The sequence below is a fragment of the Pseudomonas sp. SP16.1 genome (assembly GCF_052682975.1).
Genome location: NZ_JBQYFZ010000001.1, coordinates 2,665,353 through 2,681,690, shown reverse-complemented (window position 1 = coordinate 2,681,690; position 16,338 = coordinate 2,665,353). Strand labels below are relative to the sequence as shown.

Below are 16,338 nucleotides of genomic sequence, written 5' to 3'. Positions count from 1 at the left end.
GTCATTGAGGAGGGGGAAGTCGGCAGCCGACGCTCCGATGTCGGGTCGCGGCAGGGTGATACCCCCCGAAATGGCTGGCCAGGCTCGGGTCGATTGCCATCAACCCGAGCGCAGGGTTCAGGCCTGAACCACCGGGATCTTGGCGTTGGCCGCGGCCTCGCGGTACTCGGCGAGCTGGTCGAAGCTCAGATAGCGGTAGACGTCGGCCGCCATGCTGTCGATGTCCTTGGCGTACGCCAGGTACTCCTCGACGCTCGGCAGCTTGCCGGTGATCGAGGCGACCGCTGCCAGTTCGGCCGAAGCCAGGTAGACGTTGGTGGCGTCGCCCAGGCGGTTGGGGAAGTTGCGGGTGGAAGTGGAGACCACGGTGGAGCCGGTCTGCACGCGGGCCTGGTTGCCCATGCACAGCGAGCAGCCGGGCATTTCCAGGCGAGCGCCAGCCTTGCCGTAGATGCCGTAGTAGCCTTCCTCGGTCAACTGGTGGGCGTCCATCTTGGTCGGCGGAGCCAGCCACAGGCGGGTCGGAATGCCGCCCTTGACCTTGTCCAGCAACTTGCCGGCAGCACGGAAGTGACCGATGTTGGTCATGCACGAACCGATAAACACTTCGTCGATCTTCTCACCGGCGACGGTGGAGAGCAGGCGGGCGTCGTCCGGATCGTTCGGCGCGCAGAGGATTGGCTCCTTGACCTCGGCCAGGTCGATCTCTACGACTTCGGCGTATTCGGCATCGCTATCGGCAGCCAGCAGCTGCGGGTTGGCCAGCCAGGCTTCCATCGCCTGGGCGCGACGCTCCAGGGTGCGGGCATCGCCGTAGCCTTCACTGATCATCCAGCGCAGCATGGTGATGTTGGACTGCAGGTACTCGGCGATGGCCTTTTCCGGCAGCTTGATGGTGCAGCCGGCGGCGGAACGCTCGGCCGAGGCGTCGGACAGCTCGAATGCCTGCTCCACGGTCAGCTCGTCGAGGCCTTCGATCTCGAGGATGCGGCCGGAGAAGATGTTCTTCTTGCCCTTCTTCTCGACGGTCAGCAGACCCTTCTGGATGGCGTAGTAGGGGATGGCATGCACCAGGTCACGCAGGGTGATGCCCGGCTGCAGCTTGCCCTTGAAGCGCACCAGCACCGATTCGGGCATGTCCAGCGGCATGACGCCGGTGGCTGCGGCGAAGGCGACCAGGCCGGAACCGGCCGGGAAGGAAATGCCGATCGGGAAGCGGGTGTGCGAGTCGCCGCCGGTGCCGACGGTATCCGGCAGCAGCATGCGGTTCAGCCAGCTGTGGATGATGCCGTCGCCCGGCTTGAGCGAAACGCCGCCACGGTTGCGCATGAAGTCGGGCAGGCTGTGGTGGGTCTTCACGTCCACCGGCTTGGGGTAGGCGGCGGTGTGGCAGAAGGACTGCATCACCAGGTCGGCGGAGAAGCCCAGGCAGGCCAGGTCCTTGAGCTCGTCGCGGGTCATGGGACCTGTGGTGTCTTGCGAGCCCACGGTGGTCATCTTCGGCTCGCAGTAGGTGCCGGGGCGCACGCCCTGGCCTTCGGCCAAGCCGCAGGCGCGGCCGACCATCTTCTGCGCCAGGGTGAAACCCTTGCCGCTGTCGGCCGGCGCTTGCGGCTTCTTGAACAGGGTGGACGGCGCCAGGCCCAGCTCGGCGCGGGCCTTCTCGGTCAGGCCACGGCCGATGATCAGCGGGATGCGGCCGCCGGCGCGCACTTCGTCGAGCAGCACCTCGGTCTTCAGTTCGAAGTTGGCCAGCACTTCTTCCGTGCCGTGCTTGCACACCTTGCCGGCGTAGGGGTAGAGGTCGATCAGGTCGCCCATGTTGAGCTTGGCCACGTCGAATTCGATCGGCAGGGCGCCGGCGTCTTCCATGGTGTTGTAGAAGATCGGTGCGATCTTGTTGCCGAAGCAGAAACCGCCGGCGCGCTTGTTCGGCACATGGGGGATGTCGTCGCCGAAGAACCACTGCACCGAGTTGGTGGCGGATTTACGCGAGGAACCGGTGCCGACCACGTCGCCGACGTAGGCCACTGGGAAGCCCTTGGCCTTGACCGACTCGATCTGCGCCAGCGGGCCGACCGTGCCGGGCTGCTGTGGCTCGATGCCGTCGCGGGTCATCTTCAGCATGGCCAGGGCATGCAGCGGGATGTCCGGGCGCGACCAGGCGTCCGGGGCCGGCGATAGGTCGTCGGTGTTGGTTTCGCCGGGTACCTTGAACACGCTCAGGGTGATCTTCTCGGCCAGCGCCGGGCGGACGGTGAACCATTCGCCATCGGCCCAGGATTGCAGCACGGCCTTGGCCGCGGCGTTGCCCTGCTTGGCGCGCTCGGCGACATCGTGGAAGGCGTCGAACATCAGCAGGGTGTGCTTGAGCTGCTCGGCGGCAACGGCGGCCAGCTCGGCGTGATCCAGCAGCTCGACCAGGGTGGTGATGTTGTAGCCGCCCTGCATGGTGCCCAGCAGCTCGACGGCGCGGGCCTTGGATAGCAGCGGCGAGCTGGCTTCGCCCCTGGCGATGGCTGCGAGGAAGCCGGCCTTGACGTAGGCGGCTTCGTCCACGCCGGCGGGGACGCGCTGGCTGATCAGATCGAGCAGGAAGGCGGCTTCGCCGGCCGGCGGGCTCTTCAGCAGTTCGACCAGAGCGGCGGTCTGTTCGGCATTCAGTGCCAGGGGCGGCAGGCCCTGTTCGGCACGTTCGGCGACATGGTGGCGGTAGGTTTCAAGCACGGTGTGATTCCTCGGGGCAGAAGGCCAATCTGGCAAGGCCTGGGCCGTGTATCCGGGGGCCGGCAAGGCTTGCCGCACCCCCGTGTTCTGGGGGTTATTTCTTGGCGGCGAACAGCGCGTCGAGCTTCTGCTCGAAGGCGTGGTAGCCGATGCGCTCGTACAGCTCGGCACGGGTCTGCATCAGCTCGATCACGTCCTTCTGGTGGCCGCTCTGGCGGATCGCGGTGTACACCGCCTCGGCCGCCTTGTTCGCCGCGCGGAAGGCCGACAGCGGGTAGAGCTGGATGGCCACGCCGACCGAGGCCAGCTCGTCGCGGGTGAACAGCGGGGTGGCGCCGAACTCGGTGATGTTGGCCAGCACCGGCACCTTCAGCGCCTCGACGAAGCGCTTATAGGTCGGCAGGTCATAGGCCGCCTCGGCGAAGATGCCGTCGGCACCGGCCTCGACATAGGCCTGGCAGCGCTCGATGGCGGCATCCACGCCTTCGGCCTGGATCGCGTCGGTACGGGCGATGAGGAAGAAGTCCGGGTCGGTCTTGGCGTCGGCGGCGGCGCGCACGCGGTCGACCATCTCCTCGCAGGAGACGATTTCCTTGCCCGGACGATGGCCGCAGCGCTTGGCACCGACCTGGTCCTCGATATGCGCGGCGGCGGCGCCGGCCTTGATCAGGCTCTTGACCGTACGCTCGATGTTGAACGCCGAAGGGCCGAAGCCGGTGTCGATGTCCACCAGCAGCGGCAGGTCGCACACATCGGTGATGCGGCGCACGTCGGTGAGCACGTCGTCCAGGGTGTTGATGCCCAGGTCCGGCAGGCCCAGGGAGCCGGCGGCGACGCCGCCACCGGAGAGGTACAGGGCCCTAAAACCGGCGCGCTGGGCCAGCAGCGCATGGTTGGCGTTGATCGCGCCGATCACCTGCAGCGGTGTCTCGATGGCGAGGGCCTGGCGGAAACGCTGACCTGGGGTCTTGGTGGAGGAGGCTGGTTGCATGAGTGACCTTCCGGCTGGGTTTGTGTCGACAATATCTTGGTGGATGGTCGAAAACTACTCACCAATGTAGGCTTGGTCAATTGCTTGTGATCAAACTGTCGACAATCAATGAGCTTTGTCATGAAATGACAGCTGTTTGTCACTTAATGAAAAGCCGTCTGCCGCCGTTGCCCCTAGATTGGGCGCATGCGGCGACGACACCCCTGGTTGGATGTGCACGCCACTGCAACCGGATATCCCCTTTCAATGGAGTTCGCCATGCCTACCCCCGAAGTCTTCATCGTCAGTGCCGCCCGTACCGCCATCGGCTCCTTCGGCGGCTCGCTGAAGGATGTCGCGTTGTCGCAGCTGGCCACCACGGCCGTCAGCGCGGCGCTGCAGCGTGCCGGTTGCGCGCCCGAGCGGGTCGGCCATGTGGTGCTGGGTACGGTGATTCCCACCGAGCCGGGCGATGCCTATCTGTCGCGGGTGGCGGCGCTGAACGCCGGCCTGTCCAGGGAGACCCCGGCGTTCAACGTCAACCGCCTCTGCGGTTCCGGCCTGCAGGCGGTCATCTCGGCGGCGCAGAGCCTGCTGCTGGGGGAGACCGAGGTCGCCATCGCCGGCGGCGCCGAGTCGATGAGCCGCGGGCCCTACCTGATGTCCGCCGCGCGCTGGGGCGCGCGGCTGGGTGACTTGCAGGCGCAGGACTACACGCTTGGCGTGCTGCATGATCCCTTCCAGCGCATCCATATGGGCATCACCGCCGAGAACGTGGCCGAGCGCCATGGCATCAGCCGCGAGGCGCAGGATGAGCTGGCCCTGGAGAGCCAGCGCCGCGCCGCCCGCGCCATCGCCGAGGGGCGCTTCGCCAGCCAGATCGTGCCGGTGGAACTGAAAACCCGCAAAAGCGTGCAACTGTTCGAGGTCGACGAGCATGTGCGCGGCGACGTCTCCCTGGAGCAGCTGGCGGCGATGAAGACCGCGTTCAAGCAGGGCGGCACGGTGACTGCCGGCAACGCCTCGGGCCTAAACGACGGCGCTGCGGCGCTGCTCTTGGCCAGCGGTGCGGCGGTGAACAGCGACAACCTGCGTCCGCTGGCGCGCCTGGTCAGCTATGCCCACGCCGGCGTCGAGCCCGAGCTGATGGGGTTGGGGCCGATTCCGGCGACGCGTCTGGCGCTGCGGCGCGCCGGCCTGACGGTGGCCGACCTGGATGTGATCGAGGCCAACGAGGCGTTCGCCGCCCAGGCCTGTGCCGTGGCCCGCGAGCTGGACTTCGACCCGGCGCGGGTCAACCCCAATGGCTCGGGCATTTCCCTCGGCCATCCGATTGGCGCCACCGGCGCGATCATCGTCACCAAGGCCATCCACGAGTTGCACCGGGTTGGCGGCCGCTATGCTCTGGCGACCATGTGCATCGGCGGCGGCCAGGGTATCGCCGCGATCTTCGAGCGCGTGTGAGCAGGCATGGCCAGTGCATGCGCTGAAACCAGGCTCGAGACCCTGCGCGGCAAGGCGCTGGTGCTGTTCGCCGAACGCGGCTTCGCCCAGGTCGGCATGCGTGAGCTGGCCCTGCATCTGGGCATGGCTGCGGGTTCGCTCTATCACCATTTCGAGAGCAAGGAGCAACTGCTGTTCGAACTGATCGAGGAACTCTACGAGGAACTGCTGGGCGCGCCGCGTCGAGTCGCCAGGGGCAGTGCCGGCGAGCGCCTGGAGCAGCTGCTGCACCGGCATATCGCCCTGCACGAACGCTGCCCGGCGCAGTTTCAGCTGGCCGAACAGGAGTTGCGCTGCCTGACGCCAGTGCATCGCCAGCGTATCCAGGCGTTGCGTGAAGCCTACGAAGAGCGCCTGGTGCAGCTGCTGCTGGAGGCCGGGGCGCGCGGGTCGCCGGCGCGCCTGCGGTTCGGCGTGCAGGCGCTGGTCACCTGGCTCAACAACCTGCCGCCGGCGTGCCCGGACTTGACCGCGCCACAACGCCAGGAGGCCGTCGCCGCGCTGCTGCTGGCGGCCCTGGGCAGCCTGCTCGAGCCGGCGTCGCGTCGTGCCCCCGGCCGCTTACTGCCGCTTGCCTGGCCCGTGCTTGGCGCGGGCTGATCCGGCCAGCACTTCATCCATCACGGCATCGCGCATGCCGGCATCATCCGAGAGATCCAACATGGCCGACTACCAAGCCCCCCTGCGCGACATGCGCTTCGTACTCAACGAAGTTTTCGACGTTTCCAAACTCTGGGCCGAGCTGCCGGCCCTGGCCGAGCTGGTCGATGCCGAGACCGCCGGCGCCATCCTGGAAGAGGCCGGCAAGGTCACCGCCGGTGTGATAGCGCCGCTCAACCGTAGCGGCGATGAGGAAGGTTGCAGTTGGACCGACGGCGCGGTGATGACCCCGGCCGGTTTCCCCGAGGCCTGGCGTACCTTCGCCGAAGGCGGCTGGGTCGGCGTCGGCGGCTCGCCGGAGTTCGGCGGCATGGGCATGCCCAAGGTGATCGGCGCCCAGGTCGAGGAGATGGTCAACTCGGCCAACCTGTCCTTCGGCCTGTACCCGATGCTCACCGCCGGTGCCTGCCTGTCGCTTCTCAACCACGCCAGCGAGGAGCTGAAGGCGCAGTACCTGCCGGCCATGTACGAAGGTCGCTGGGCCGGCTCCATGTGCCTGACCGAGCCGCACGCCGGCACCGACCTCGGCATCATCCGCACCCGCGCCGAGCCGCAGGCCGATGGCAGCTACAAGATCAGCGGCACCAAGATCTTCATCACCGGCGGGGAACATGACCTGACCGAGAACATCATCCATCTGGTGCTGGCCAAGCTGCCGGACGCACCGGCCGGCCCGAAAGGCATCTCGCTGTTCATCGTGCCAAAGGTCATTGTCAATGCCGACGGCTCGCTGGGTGAGAAGAACGCGCTGGGCTGCGGCTCGATCGAGCACAAGATGGGCATCAAGGCCTCGGCCACCTGCGTGATGAACTTCGACGGCGCCACCGGCTACCTGGTCGGCGAGGTGAACAAGGGCCTGGCGGCCATGTTCACCATGATGAACTACGAGCGCCTGGGCGTCGGCATCCAGGGCCTGGCCCTGGGCGAGCGCAGCTACCAGAGCGCGGTGGAATACGCCCGCGAGCGCATCCAGAGCCGCGCGCCGACCGGCCCCGTGGCCCAGGACAAGGCCGCCGACCCGATCATCGTGCACCCGGACGTGCGCCGCATGCTGCTGACCATGAAGGCGCTGAACGAGGGCGGTCGCGCCTTCTCCAGCTACGTCGCCATGCAGCTGGACACCGCCAAGTACAGCGAGGACAAGGACACCGCCAAGCGCGCCGAGGAACTGGTGGCGCTGCTGACGCCGGTAGCCAAGGCCTTCCTTACCGACATGGCGCTGGAAACCACGGTGCACGGTCAGCAGATCTTCGGCGGCCACGGCTATATCCGCGAGTGGGGCCAGGAGCAGCTGGTGCGCGACTGCCGCATCACCCAGATCTACGAAGGCACCAACGGCATCCAGTCGTTGGATCTGATGGGGCGCAAGATCGTCGGCAGCGGCGGCAGCTACTACCAGCACCTGGCCGACGAGATCAAGGCCTTCGTCGCCGGCGCCGATGCCTCGCTGGCCGAGTTCACCCAGCCGCTGGCCGCGGCGGTGGCCAACCTCGACGAGCTGACCGCCTGGGTGCTGGACCGCGCCAAGGGCAACCCCAACGAGATCGGCGCCGCCTCGGTGGAGTACCTGCAGGTGTTCGGCTACACCGCCTATGCCTATATGTGGGCCTTGATGGCGCGGGCCGCGCTGGGCAAGGAAGGCCAGGACGAGTTCTACGCCAGCAAGCTGGGCACCGCGCGCTTCTACTTCGCCCGCCTGCTGCCGCGCATCCACTCGCTGAGCGCCTCGGTCAAGGCCGGCAGCGAGTCGCTGTACCTGCTGAGCGCCGAGCAGTTCTAAGCGCCTGCGGCAATACCCGCAAGCCCCGGCCATAGTGCCGGAATGCTGTTCACTTAAATGCTGATCGGGCGCGATCAGTCCCCTCGCCCCTCTGGGGAGAGGGTTAGGGAGAGGGGAAACAGGCGGTTTCGCGGTGTTTCGGCCCTCACCCCCAGCCCCTCTCCCATAAATGGGAGAGGGGAGCAAACCGCGCACGACCTCAAGTGAACTGCATTACGGCCAGTGCCGGGGCTTTTGCGTTTGGGCACCGGTGTGCTCAATAGCCTCACGAAGCAGCGTCGCGGAGGCGGGCCGGGCTGTCACCAAATGTAAAGCGCATGACGTGGTAGGCGAAGCGATGGTGGGCGGGCCTCTCTACTGTAGGCCCGAGAGGGGGCGCCGCCCCGTGCGCGAGAGCCCATGAGGCGCAACCCCGCCTGCAGCGATGCACAACTTCAGAAATGGTCACGTTGGGAAAACAATCATGGCGACGACAAAAAAAATTGCGCCGGCACCGGGTGCCTACGACTACCAGTTGCTGATCAAGCGCCTGCTGCTGTCTGGCGTGCGCTACCAGCCCGATCAGGAAATCGTCTACGCCGACAAGCTGCGCTACAGCTATCGCACCCTTAACCAGCGCATCGCCCGCCTGGCCAACGCGCTGACCGCCGCCGGGGTCAAGGCCGGCGATACCGTGGCCCTGCTGGACTGGGACAGCCACCGTTCGCTGGAATGCTTCTTCGCCGTGCCGATGCTCGGCGCCGTGCTGCATACGGTGAATATCCGCCTGTCGCCGGAGCAGGTCGTCTACACCATGAACCATGCCGAGGACGATATCGTCCTGGTGCATGACGACTTCCTGCCGCTGATGGAGCAGGTCAATGGCGAGCTGAAGACCGTCAAAGGTTACCTGCAGCTGAGCGACGGCAGCGCCAAGCCGACCCAGTTGCCGACCCTGGGTGAATACGAGGCCCTGCTGGCCGGCGCGGCCAGCGACTTCGACTTCCCCGATTTCGACGAGAACTCGGTGGCCACCCTGTTCTACACCACCGGCACCACCGGCAATCCCAAGGGCGTGTACTTCAGCCACCGCCAGCTTGTGCTGCACACCATGAACGAGCTGGGCACCTTCGCCGGCTGGGACGGCCAGCCGCTGCTGCGCTCGAATGACGTGTACATGCCGATCACCCCGATGTTCCACGTGCATGCCTGGGGCGTGCCCTATGTGGCCACGGCCATGGGGCTCAAGCAGGTGTATCCGGGCCGCTACGAGCCGAACACCCTGGTGCGCCTGTTCCGCGAGGAGGGCGTTAGCTTCTCCCACTGCGTGCCAACCGTCCTGCAGATGATGCTGGAGTGCGAGGAGGGCAAGCGCACCGACTTCGCCGGCTGGAAGATGCTCCTCGGCGGCAGCGCCCTGACCCTCGGCCTGGCGCGCCAGGCCAGCGAGCGCGGCATGCGCGTGCACTGCGGTTACGGCATGTCCGAGACCTGCCCGCTGCTGACCCTGACCCACCTGCGCGGCGAAGACCTGGCCCTGCCGATGGACGAGCAGATCCCCGAGCGGATCAAGACCGGCGTGCCGATCCCCCTGGTCGACCTGCGCATCGTCGATGCCAACGGCAACGACGTGGCCCATGATGGCCAGGCCCTGGGCGAGATCGTAGTGCGTGCGCCCTGGCTGACCCAGGGCTACCTGCACGAGCCGGAAAAGGGCGCCGAGCTGTGGCAAGGCGGCTGGCTGCACACCGGCGACATGGCTTCGATCGACGCCCGTGGCGTGGTGGAGATCAAGGACCGCATCAAGGACGTGATCAAGACCGGCGGCGAGTGGATCAGCTCGCTGGACCTGGAGAACCTGATCAGCCAGCACGGGGCGGTGGCCTCGGTGGCCGTGGTCGGCATCCCCGACGCGCAGTGGGGCGAGCGGCCGCTGGCCCTGGTGGTCTGCGCGCCGGGCGAGGTGCTCGACCAGCGGGCCATCGAGCTGCACCTGCAGCAGTTCGTCGACAGCGGGCAGATCAACAAGTGGGCGATCCCGCGGCAGATCCGTTTCGTCGACGACATCCCCAAGACCAGCGTCGGCAAGATCAACAAGAAGCTGATCCGCGAGCATGAGTTGGCGGAACGCTAGCAGCCCCTGGCCCGGTGGTCGCAGGGGAGGGTGAAGCGGAGTTCGGCTCTGCCGTGCAAGTGCCAGCAAGGCTGCTAGCCTGATTCTGGTGGGCAGACATGGGGGGCATGGGATCGCTGCACGCCCGCCTCACCGGTGCTTGTTGGCAGCGCGCCGCTTGCGGCGCGGTAGCGAGCAAGCCTGCATGCCCGGATACCACTACCCCATCGCATTGTCGAGGTCCCGAACCATGGGCAAGAAGAAGGACAAGGAGCAAGCGTCTGCCAGCGAACCGCTGGGTCGCAAGGACTACGAGCAGGAGCTCAAGGCCCTGCACGTGGAGTTGGTCAAGCTGCAGCAGTGGGTGGTCGCCAAGGGCCTGAAGGTATGCGTCGTCTTCGAGGGGCGCGACGGCGCCGGCAAGGGCGGCACCATCAAGGCCATCACCGAGCGGGTCAGCCCTCGTGTGTTTCGCGTGGTGGCCCTGCCGGCCCCGACCGAGCGGGAAAAGAGCCAGATGTACGCCCAGCGCTATCTGCAACACCTGCCCGCCGCAGGCGAAGTGGTGATCTTCGATCGCAGTTGGTACAACCGCGCCGGTGTCGAGCGGGTGATGGGCTTCTGCACCGAGGAGCAGGTGCACAAGTTCCTCAGCGTGGTGCCCTTGTTCGAGAAGATGATGGTCGAGTCCGGCATCATCCTGATCAAGTACTGGCTGGAGGTGAGTGCCGAGGAGCAGCAGCGGCGCCTGGAGGCGCGCATCAACGATGGTCGCAAGATCTGGAAGCTGTCGCCGATGGATCTCAAATCCTACAGCCGCTGGGACGACTACACCCGCGCCCGCGACGAGATGTTCGCCGCCTCCGATACGTCCTGGGCCCCCTGGTACATGGCCCGCTCCGAGGACAAGCGGCGGGTACGGCTGAACATCATCAGCCATCTGCTCGAACAGGTGCCCTACGAGGACATCACCCGGGAGCAGAAGATCGAGTTGCCCAAGCGCGGCAAGATTGGCCGCTACAAGGGGGCTCATTACCCCTTCCGCATGGTCGAGGAGCGTTTCTGAGGCTGATGCGACAAGGCCTGCCTGCGCCGGCTCGCCCGGCGGCCATGTAGCCGCTTGTCCATGGTGTGCCGCAACACGCACGCCATGGCAAATGCCTGACCCCGGCCTATGCTTGCTGGACCACGCCGCCAGCGCACGTGCCTGCGTGCAAGGGGATGCGTCATGTTGCAGATACTGCCTCTCTTGCTGGCTCTGGCTCTGGCCGGGCCGGCGCCGCTGGCCGCCGAGCCAGCGCCAGCATCGGCTGCAGAACAGGTGTTCGGTACCGAGGAACTCGACCAGATGCTCGCACCGCTGGCGCTCTATCCCGATGCGCTGCTGGCCCAGGTGCTGATGGCGGCCACCTATCCCGGCGACGTCGCCGATGCGGTGGCCTGGTCCAAGGCCAATCCGCAGGCCAGTGGCGACGATGCCGTGCGCCAGGTCGCCGAGCAATCCTGGGACCCCAGCGTGCAGTCGCTGGTCGCCTTCCCGGCGGTGCTGGTCACCCTGGGCCAGGACCCGGCCTGGGTGCAGCGTGTCGGCGATGCCTTCCTGGCCCAGCCCGATGCGGTGATGGACTCGGTGCAGCGCCTGCGCCGCCAGGCCCAGGCTGCCGGCAACCTGGAAAGCAACGAGCAGCAGCAGGTCAGCGTGCAGCCCAGTGCGAGCAGCTCTACCTCGCAACCGGTCAGCAACGAGCAGACCATCATCATCGAGTCTGCCGATCCGCAGGTGGTCTACGTGCCGAGCTACAACCCCAGCATGGTCTACGGTACCTGGCCCTATCCCAGCTATCCGCCGGTCTACTACCCGCCACCGCCGGGCTACTACTTCGGCAGTGCGCTCGCCACCGGGCTGGCCTTCGCCGCGGGGGTGGCGATCATCGACTCGCTGTGGGGCGACTGCAACTGGGGGCACGGCGATATCGACATCGACGTGAACCGCTACAACAACATCAATCACAACCGCCAGATCAACGCCGGCGACAAGACCTGGAAGCACAACGCGCTCAATCGCGACGGCGTCCCCTACCGTGATCGCGCCAGCCGCGAGCAATACGGCCAGCGCCTCAGCGGCAGCGAGCAGCGCCAGGAGCTGCGCGGTCGCGACACGGCGCGCAGCGCGGAGCGCGAGCGCGCCCGGCAGAGCCTGGAGCAACGCGGTTTCGACAGCCCGGCCAGCAGCAACCGCCAGGCTCGCGAACGCGCTCAGACCGCCGACCGCGACCTGCGCAATCAGCCCCAGCGGCAACCAACTCAACTGCGCAGCAATTCCCAGACCCGGCAGCAGGCCCGCCAGCAGTATTCCGCGACCCAGGGCGCCCGCAACAATGCCTTCGCCGGCGCCCGTTCCCCCAGCCAGGCGCGCAGCTACAGCGAACGAGGCCAGGCTAGCCGCGCCGCCGCCAGTCGCCCGCAAGCGGCGCGTACGAGCGGGCATACCGTGAGCCGACCTGCCATTTCCGCGTCTCGCGGCGGCGCCCGGCGGCGCTGAAAGGGAGTCCAGCCATGATCGACACCGCTCTTCGACTCGTTTTGCTGGTGGCGTTGGTGCTGCCGTTCCACGGCTTGCAGGCGCAGCAGGCCTTTCCCAGTCCGGATGCCGCCGTAGAGGCGCTGATCGTCGCTCTGGGCAGCCAGCGCGCCGATGCCGCACGTATGGCGGCAATGCTGGGCGACGATTGGCGCAGCTATATTCCGCTCGAAGGTATCGAGCGCGAGGATGTCGACGCCTTCCTCGATTTGTACCGTGAGCAGCATGAGATTCGCTCGGCGAGCCCCGAGCGCGCCATGCTGGTCGTGGGCCGCGAGGCCTGGGAGTTTCCCTTGCCGCTGATGCGCGACGCCTCGGGATGGCGCTTCGATACCCAGGCCGGCGGCGAGACCATCCGCGTGCGGCGCATCGGTCGCAACGAGCTGGCTGCCCAGCTGGCGGTACTTGCCTATCACGACGCCCAGATGGACTACGCCGAGGTCGACCGCGACGGCGATGGCGTGCTGGAGTACGCGCAGAAGTTCGTCAGCAGCGATGGTCGACACGATGGCCTGTACTGGGCCGAGCAACCGGGGCTTGAGGAAAGCCCGCTGGGACCGCTATTCGGCGACGAGTTGCCGGATGGCGACTGGCAGGGCTATCGCTACCGCATCCTCTCTTCCCAGGGGCCCTCGGCGCCGGGCGGCGTCTACGACTACCTGCTGGGCGACAACATGAGCCGCGGCTTCGCGCTGATTGCCTGGCCCAGCGACTATGGCGACAGCGGCGTGATGAGTTTCATGATCAGCCACGAGGGCCAGGTCTTCGAGAAGGATCTGGGACCCGACAGTGCCGAGCAGGCCATGGCCATGACCCGCTTCGACCCCGATAGCAGCTGGCACGAAGTCGACCAGCACAGGCAGATCGCGCTGCCCTGAGGGCGGGCAGCGAACCGGACGAGCCGGCCGCTCGTCGCGACTGCTTTGTCATTAAATGAAAAGCGCCTGTCGTCCGATGAGAAGCACCCGCCAGGCCTGCGCCCTAAAGTCCAATCAACGCAAATCGACGCTGTTCGTCAAGATCGATGATTGGAGAAATCAGGCATGGCCAAAGCCGTACGCTTCTACGAAACCGGTGCTCCCGAAGTCCTTCGCTACGAAGATGTGGAGGTCGGCGAACCTGGCCCGGGTGAGGTTCGCCTGCGCCATGTGGCCGTGGGTCTGAACTACGCCGACACCTATTTTCGCAACGGTACCTACCCGATCCCGCTGCCCAACGGCATGGGCGTCGAAGCCGCCGGCGTGGTCGAAGCCGTGGGCGAGGGCGTGAGCAACGTGGCGGTGGGTGACCGCGTCACCTACACCGGCTTTCTCAATACCCTCGGTGCCTACTCCACCGAGCGCCTGATTGCCGCCGCACCGCTGATCAAGCTGCCGGAAACCATCGCCTTCGAGACCGCCGCGGCCATGACCATGCGCGGCCTGACCTCGGCCTACCTGATGCGCCGCATCTACGACTTCAAGGCCGGCGACAGCATCCTCCTGCACGCCGCCGCGGGTGGCGTCGGCCTGATCGTCTCGCAGTGGGCCAAGCTGCTCGGCCTGACCGTGATCGGCACCGTCTCCAGCGAGGCCAAGGCCGAAGTGGCCCGCGCCCACGGCTGCGACCACACGATCAACTACAGCCATGAAGATGTGGCCAAGCGCGTACGCGAGCTGACCGACGGCGTCGGCGTCAACGTGGTATTCGACAGCGTCGGCAAGAACACCTTCATGGGCTCGCTGGATTCGCTCAAGCGTCGCGGCCTGCTGGTCTGCGTCGGTACCGCCTCCGGCCCGATCGAAGGCTTCAACCCGCAGCTGCTGGCGATGAAGGGCTCGCTGTACATGACCCGCCCGGCGCTGGCCGACTACATCGCCGATCCGGCGGAGAAGGCGGAGCTGGCCGGCGAGCTGTTCGATCACGTCGGCAGCGGCCGGATCAAGATCGAGATCAACCAGCACTACGCCCTGCAGGACGCGGTGCAGGCGCACCGCGACCTGGAGTCGCGCAAGACCACCGGCTCGTCGATCTTCGTGATCTAAGGGAGGCCGCCATGCAAGTCGAACAACTGACCTGCGCCATCGGCGCCGAGCTGATCGGCGTGAACCTGGCCGACGCGATCCACGATGACGGCCTGTTCGCCGAGATCCGCCAACTGCTGCTCAAGCACCGTGTGCTGTTCCTGCGCGAGCAGAACTTCAGCCGCGCCGAGCATGTGGCCTTCGCCCGTCGCTTCGGCGAGCTGGAAGACCACCCGGTAGCCGGCAGCGACCCGGAGCATCCCGGCCTGGTGCAGATCTACAAGCGCCCGGACCAGCCGATGGATCGCTACGAGAATGCCTGGCACACCGATGCCACCTGGCGCGAGGCGCCGCCTTTGGGCTGCGTGCTGCGCTGCATCGAGTGCCCGCCGGTCGGCGGCGACACCATGTGGGCCAACATGGCCCTGGCCTACGAGCGCCTGCCGGACGAGATCAAGGCGAAGATCGCCGATCTGCGCGCCCGCCACAGCATCGAGGCCAGCTTCGGCGCGGCCATGCCGATCGACAAGCGCCTGGCGCTCAAGGCGCAGTACCCGGATGCCGAGCATCCGGTGGTGCGCACCCACCCGGAAACCGGCGAGAAGGTGCTGTTCGTCAACGCCTTCACCACCCACTTCAGCAATTACCACACCCCGGCCAACGTGCGTTTCGGTCAGGACGCCAATCCCGGTGCCAGCGACCTTCTGCGCTACCTGATCAGCCAGGCCTACATCCCCGAGTATCAGGTGCGCTGGCGCTGGAAGCCCAACAGCGTGGCGATCTGGGACAACCGCAGCACCCAGCATTACGCCGTCATGGACTACCCGGCCTGCCATCGCAAGATGGAACGCGCGGGCATCATCGGCGACAAGACCTACTAACCCTTTTGGCCTGCGCCGTTCCTACCGTTGCGGCCGGGCCCCTTTGACAAGACGCAAGCGAGGACCCCCATGCAATTCTTCGACGACTCCCTGCACCCCGAGAACATGGAAAAGGTAGTGATCACCGTCGCCCCCTATGGTCCGGAGTGGATGCCCGCAGACTTCCCGGAAGACATTCCGGTGACGATGGACGAGCAGATCCAGAAGGCCGTCGACTGCTACGAGGCCGGCGCCACCGTGCTGCACCTGCACGTGCGCGAACTGGACGGCACCGGCTCCAAGCACCTGTCCAAGTTCAACGAGCTGATCAAAGGCGTGCGCGAGGCCGTGCCGGACATGATCATCCAGGTCGGCGGCTCGATCTCCTTCGCCCCGGAAAGCGAGGGCGAGGCGGCCAAGTGGCTGTCCGACGACACCCGCCACATGCTGGCCGAGCTGACCCCGAAGCCGGACCAGGTCACCGTGGCCATCAACACCACCCAGATGAACATCATGGAGCTGCTCTATCCGGAATACCTGGAAGGCACCTCCCTGGCCAACCCGGCGTTCCAGGCCGCCTACAGCGAGATGACCGTGCCGGCCGGCCCGGCCTGGGTCGCCGAGCACCTCAAGCGCCTGTGCGCCAACGGCATCCAGCCGCACTTCCAGCTGACCGGCATGCATGCCCTGGAAACCCTCGAACGCCTGGTGCGCAAGGGCGTCTACATGGGCCCGCTGAACCTGACCTGGATCGGCATCGGCGGCGGTTTCGACGGCCCCAACCCGTTCAACTTCTTTAACTTCATCCACCGCGCCCCGGACGGTTGCACCCTGACCGCCGAATCGCTGCTGAAGAACGTCCTGCCGTTCAACATGATGGCCATGTCCATGGGCCTGCACCCGCGCTGCGGCATCGAGGACACCATCGTCGGCCAGCACGGCCAGCGCATGACCTCGGTCGAGCAGATCCAGCAGTGCGTGCGCGTCGCCCACGAACTGGGCCGCGAAGTGGCCAGCGGCAAGGAGGCACGCGAGATCTACCGTATCGGTGTGCAGTACGACAGCGTGGAAGAAACCCTGCTGGCCAACGGCATGGCGCCCAACCGCAAGGCCGGCCAGAAGGGTGTGCCGCAACGCGGTTGATCGACCGAGTCAGTCCCCC

Annotated in this window: 12 protein-coding genes; 10 read left to right on the top strand and 2 right to left on the bottom strand. The window is 66.5% G+C overall.

Features of this window, described 5'->3' with window-relative positions; all coding sequences use genetic code 11:
* Positions 1-117: 117 nt before the first annotated feature.
* Complete coding sequence (gene acnB, locus ACUTAF_RS12930; protein ID WP_445580345.1) at positions 118-2,727, bottom strand: bifunctional aconitate hydratase 2/2-methylisocitrate dehydratase; 2,610 nt, start codon at positions 2,725-2,727, stop codon at positions 118-120.
* Positions 2,728-2,821: 94 nt separating this feature from the next.
* Positions 2,822-3,718: a methylisocitrate lyase gene (prpB, locus tag ACUTAF_RS12925; RefSeq protein WP_445580344.1), complete on the bottom strand. Its 897-nt coding sequence runs from the start codon at positions 3,716-3,718 to the stop codon at positions 2,822-2,824.
* 258 nt (positions 3,719-3,976) lie between these two features.
* Here prpB and ACUTAF_RS12920 point away from each other — a divergent pair, with 258 nt between their 5' ends.
* The 10 genes from ACUTAF_RS12920 (at position 3,977) to ACUTAF_RS12875 (ending at position 16,319) form a co-directional block, all read left to right on the top strand.
* A complete protein-coding gene (locus tag ACUTAF_RS12920; protein WP_445580343.1) occupies positions 3,977-5,161 on the top strand; it encodes an acetyl-CoA C-acyltransferase family protein in 1,185 nt (394 codons plus the stop codon).
* Positions 5,162-5,167: 6 nt separating this feature from the next.
* Entirely contained in the window at positions 5,168-5,800 is a 633-nt protein-coding gene (locus ACUTAF_RS12915) for a TetR/AcrR family transcriptional regulator (protein ID WP_445580342.1), read from the top strand.
* 61 nt (positions 5,801-5,861) lie between these two features.
* Positions 5,862-7,640, top strand: a complete 1,779-nt coding sequence (locus ACUTAF_RS12910) for an acyl-CoA dehydrogenase C-terminal domain-containing protein (protein WP_445580341.1) — start codon at positions 5,862-5,864, stop codon at positions 7,638-7,640.
* 463 nt (positions 7,641-8,103) lie between these two features.
* Complete coding sequence (locus ACUTAF_RS12905) at positions 8,104-9,753, top strand: fatty acid--CoA ligase (protein WP_445580340.1); 1,650 nt, start codon at positions 8,104-8,106, stop codon at positions 9,751-9,753.
* A gap of 229 nt (positions 9,754-9,982) precedes the next feature.
* The gene (ppk2, locus tag ACUTAF_RS12900) at positions 9,983-10,798 is read left to right on the top strand and encodes a polyphosphate kinase 2 (RefSeq protein WP_445580339.1); all 816 of its coding nucleotides are present in this window, start codon (positions 9,983-9,985) and stop codon (positions 10,796-10,798) included.
* Between the two features lie 162 nt (positions 10,799-10,960).
* A complete protein-coding gene (locus ACUTAF_RS12895; RefSeq protein ID WP_445580338.1) occupies positions 10,961-12,274 on the top strand; it encodes a DUF3300 domain-containing protein in 1,314 nt (437 codons plus the stop codon).
* Between the two features lie 14 nt (positions 12,275-12,288).
* On the top strand, positions 12,289-13,191 hold the full coding sequence (locus ACUTAF_RS12890) for a DUF2950 domain-containing protein (protein ID WP_445580337.1): 903 nt from the start codon (positions 12,289-12,291) through the stop codon (positions 13,189-13,191).
* A 165-nt stretch (positions 13,192-13,356) separates the two neighbouring features.
* Positions 13,357-14,337 (top strand): quinone oxidoreductase family protein, encoded by a 981-nt coding sequence (locus tag ACUTAF_RS12885; protein ID WP_445580336.1) that lies wholly within the window; start codon positions 13,357-13,359, stop codon positions 14,335-14,337.
* 11 nt (positions 14,338-14,348) lie between these two features.
* Positions 14,349-15,197: a TauD/TfdA dioxygenase family protein gene (locus tag ACUTAF_RS12880; protein ID WP_445580335.1), complete on the top strand. Its 849-nt coding sequence runs from the start codon at positions 14,349-14,351 to the stop codon at positions 15,195-15,197.
* A gap of 69 nt (positions 15,198-15,266) precedes the next feature.
* Positions 15,267-16,319 carry a beta-keto acid cleavage family enzyme gene (locus ACUTAF_RS12875; protein WP_445580334.1) on the top strand — a complete coding sequence of 351 codons (1,053 nt, stop codon included), beginning with the start codon at positions 15,267-15,269 and terminating at the stop codon, positions 16,317-16,319.
* Positions 16,320-16,338: the final 19 nt, after the last annotated feature.

Bases quoted from the DNA above. Each gene is read 5' to 3' on its own strand.
- prpB (WP_445580344.1), bottom strand. From the start codon at position 3,718: ATGCAACCAGCCTCCTCCACCAAGACCCCAGGTCAGCGTTTCCGCCAG.
- ACUTAF_RS12920 (WP_445580343.1), top strand. From the start codon at position 3,977: ATGCCTACCCCCGAAGTCTTCATCGTCAGTGCCGCCCGTACCGCCATC.
- ACUTAF_RS12915 (WP_445580342.1), top strand. From the start codon at position 5,168: ATGGCCAGTGCATGCGCTGAAACCAGGCTCGAGACCCTGCGCGGCAAG.
- ACUTAF_RS12910 (WP_445580341.1), top strand. From the start codon at position 5,862: ATGGCCGACTACCAAGCCCCCCTGCGCGACATGCGCTTCGTACTCAAC.
- ACUTAF_RS12905 (WP_445580340.1), top strand. From the start codon at position 8,104: ATGGCGACGACAAAAAAAATTGCGCCGGCACCGGGTGCCTACGACTAC.
- ppk2 (WP_445580339.1), top strand. From the start codon at position 9,983: ATGGGCAAGAAGAAGGACAAGGAGCAAGCGTCTGCCAGCGAACCGCTG.
- ACUTAF_RS12895 (WP_445580338.1), top strand. From the start codon at position 10,961: ATGTTGCAGATACTGCCTCTCTTGCTGGCTCTGGCTCTGGCCGGGCCG.
- ACUTAF_RS12890 (WP_445580337.1), top strand. From the start codon at position 12,289: ATGATCGACACCGCTCTTCGACTCGTTTTGCTGGTGGCGTTGGTGCTG.
- ACUTAF_RS12885 (WP_445580336.1), top strand. From the start codon at position 13,357: ATGGCCAAAGCCGTACGCTTCTACGAAACCGGTGCTCCCGAAGTCCTT.
- ACUTAF_RS12880 (WP_445580335.1), top strand. From the start codon at position 14,349: ATGCAAGTCGAACAACTGACCTGCGCCATCGGCGCCGAGCTGATCGGC.
- ACUTAF_RS12875 (WP_445580334.1), top strand. From the start codon at position 15,267: ATGCAATTCTTCGACGACTCCCTGCACCCCGAGAACATGGAAAAGGTA.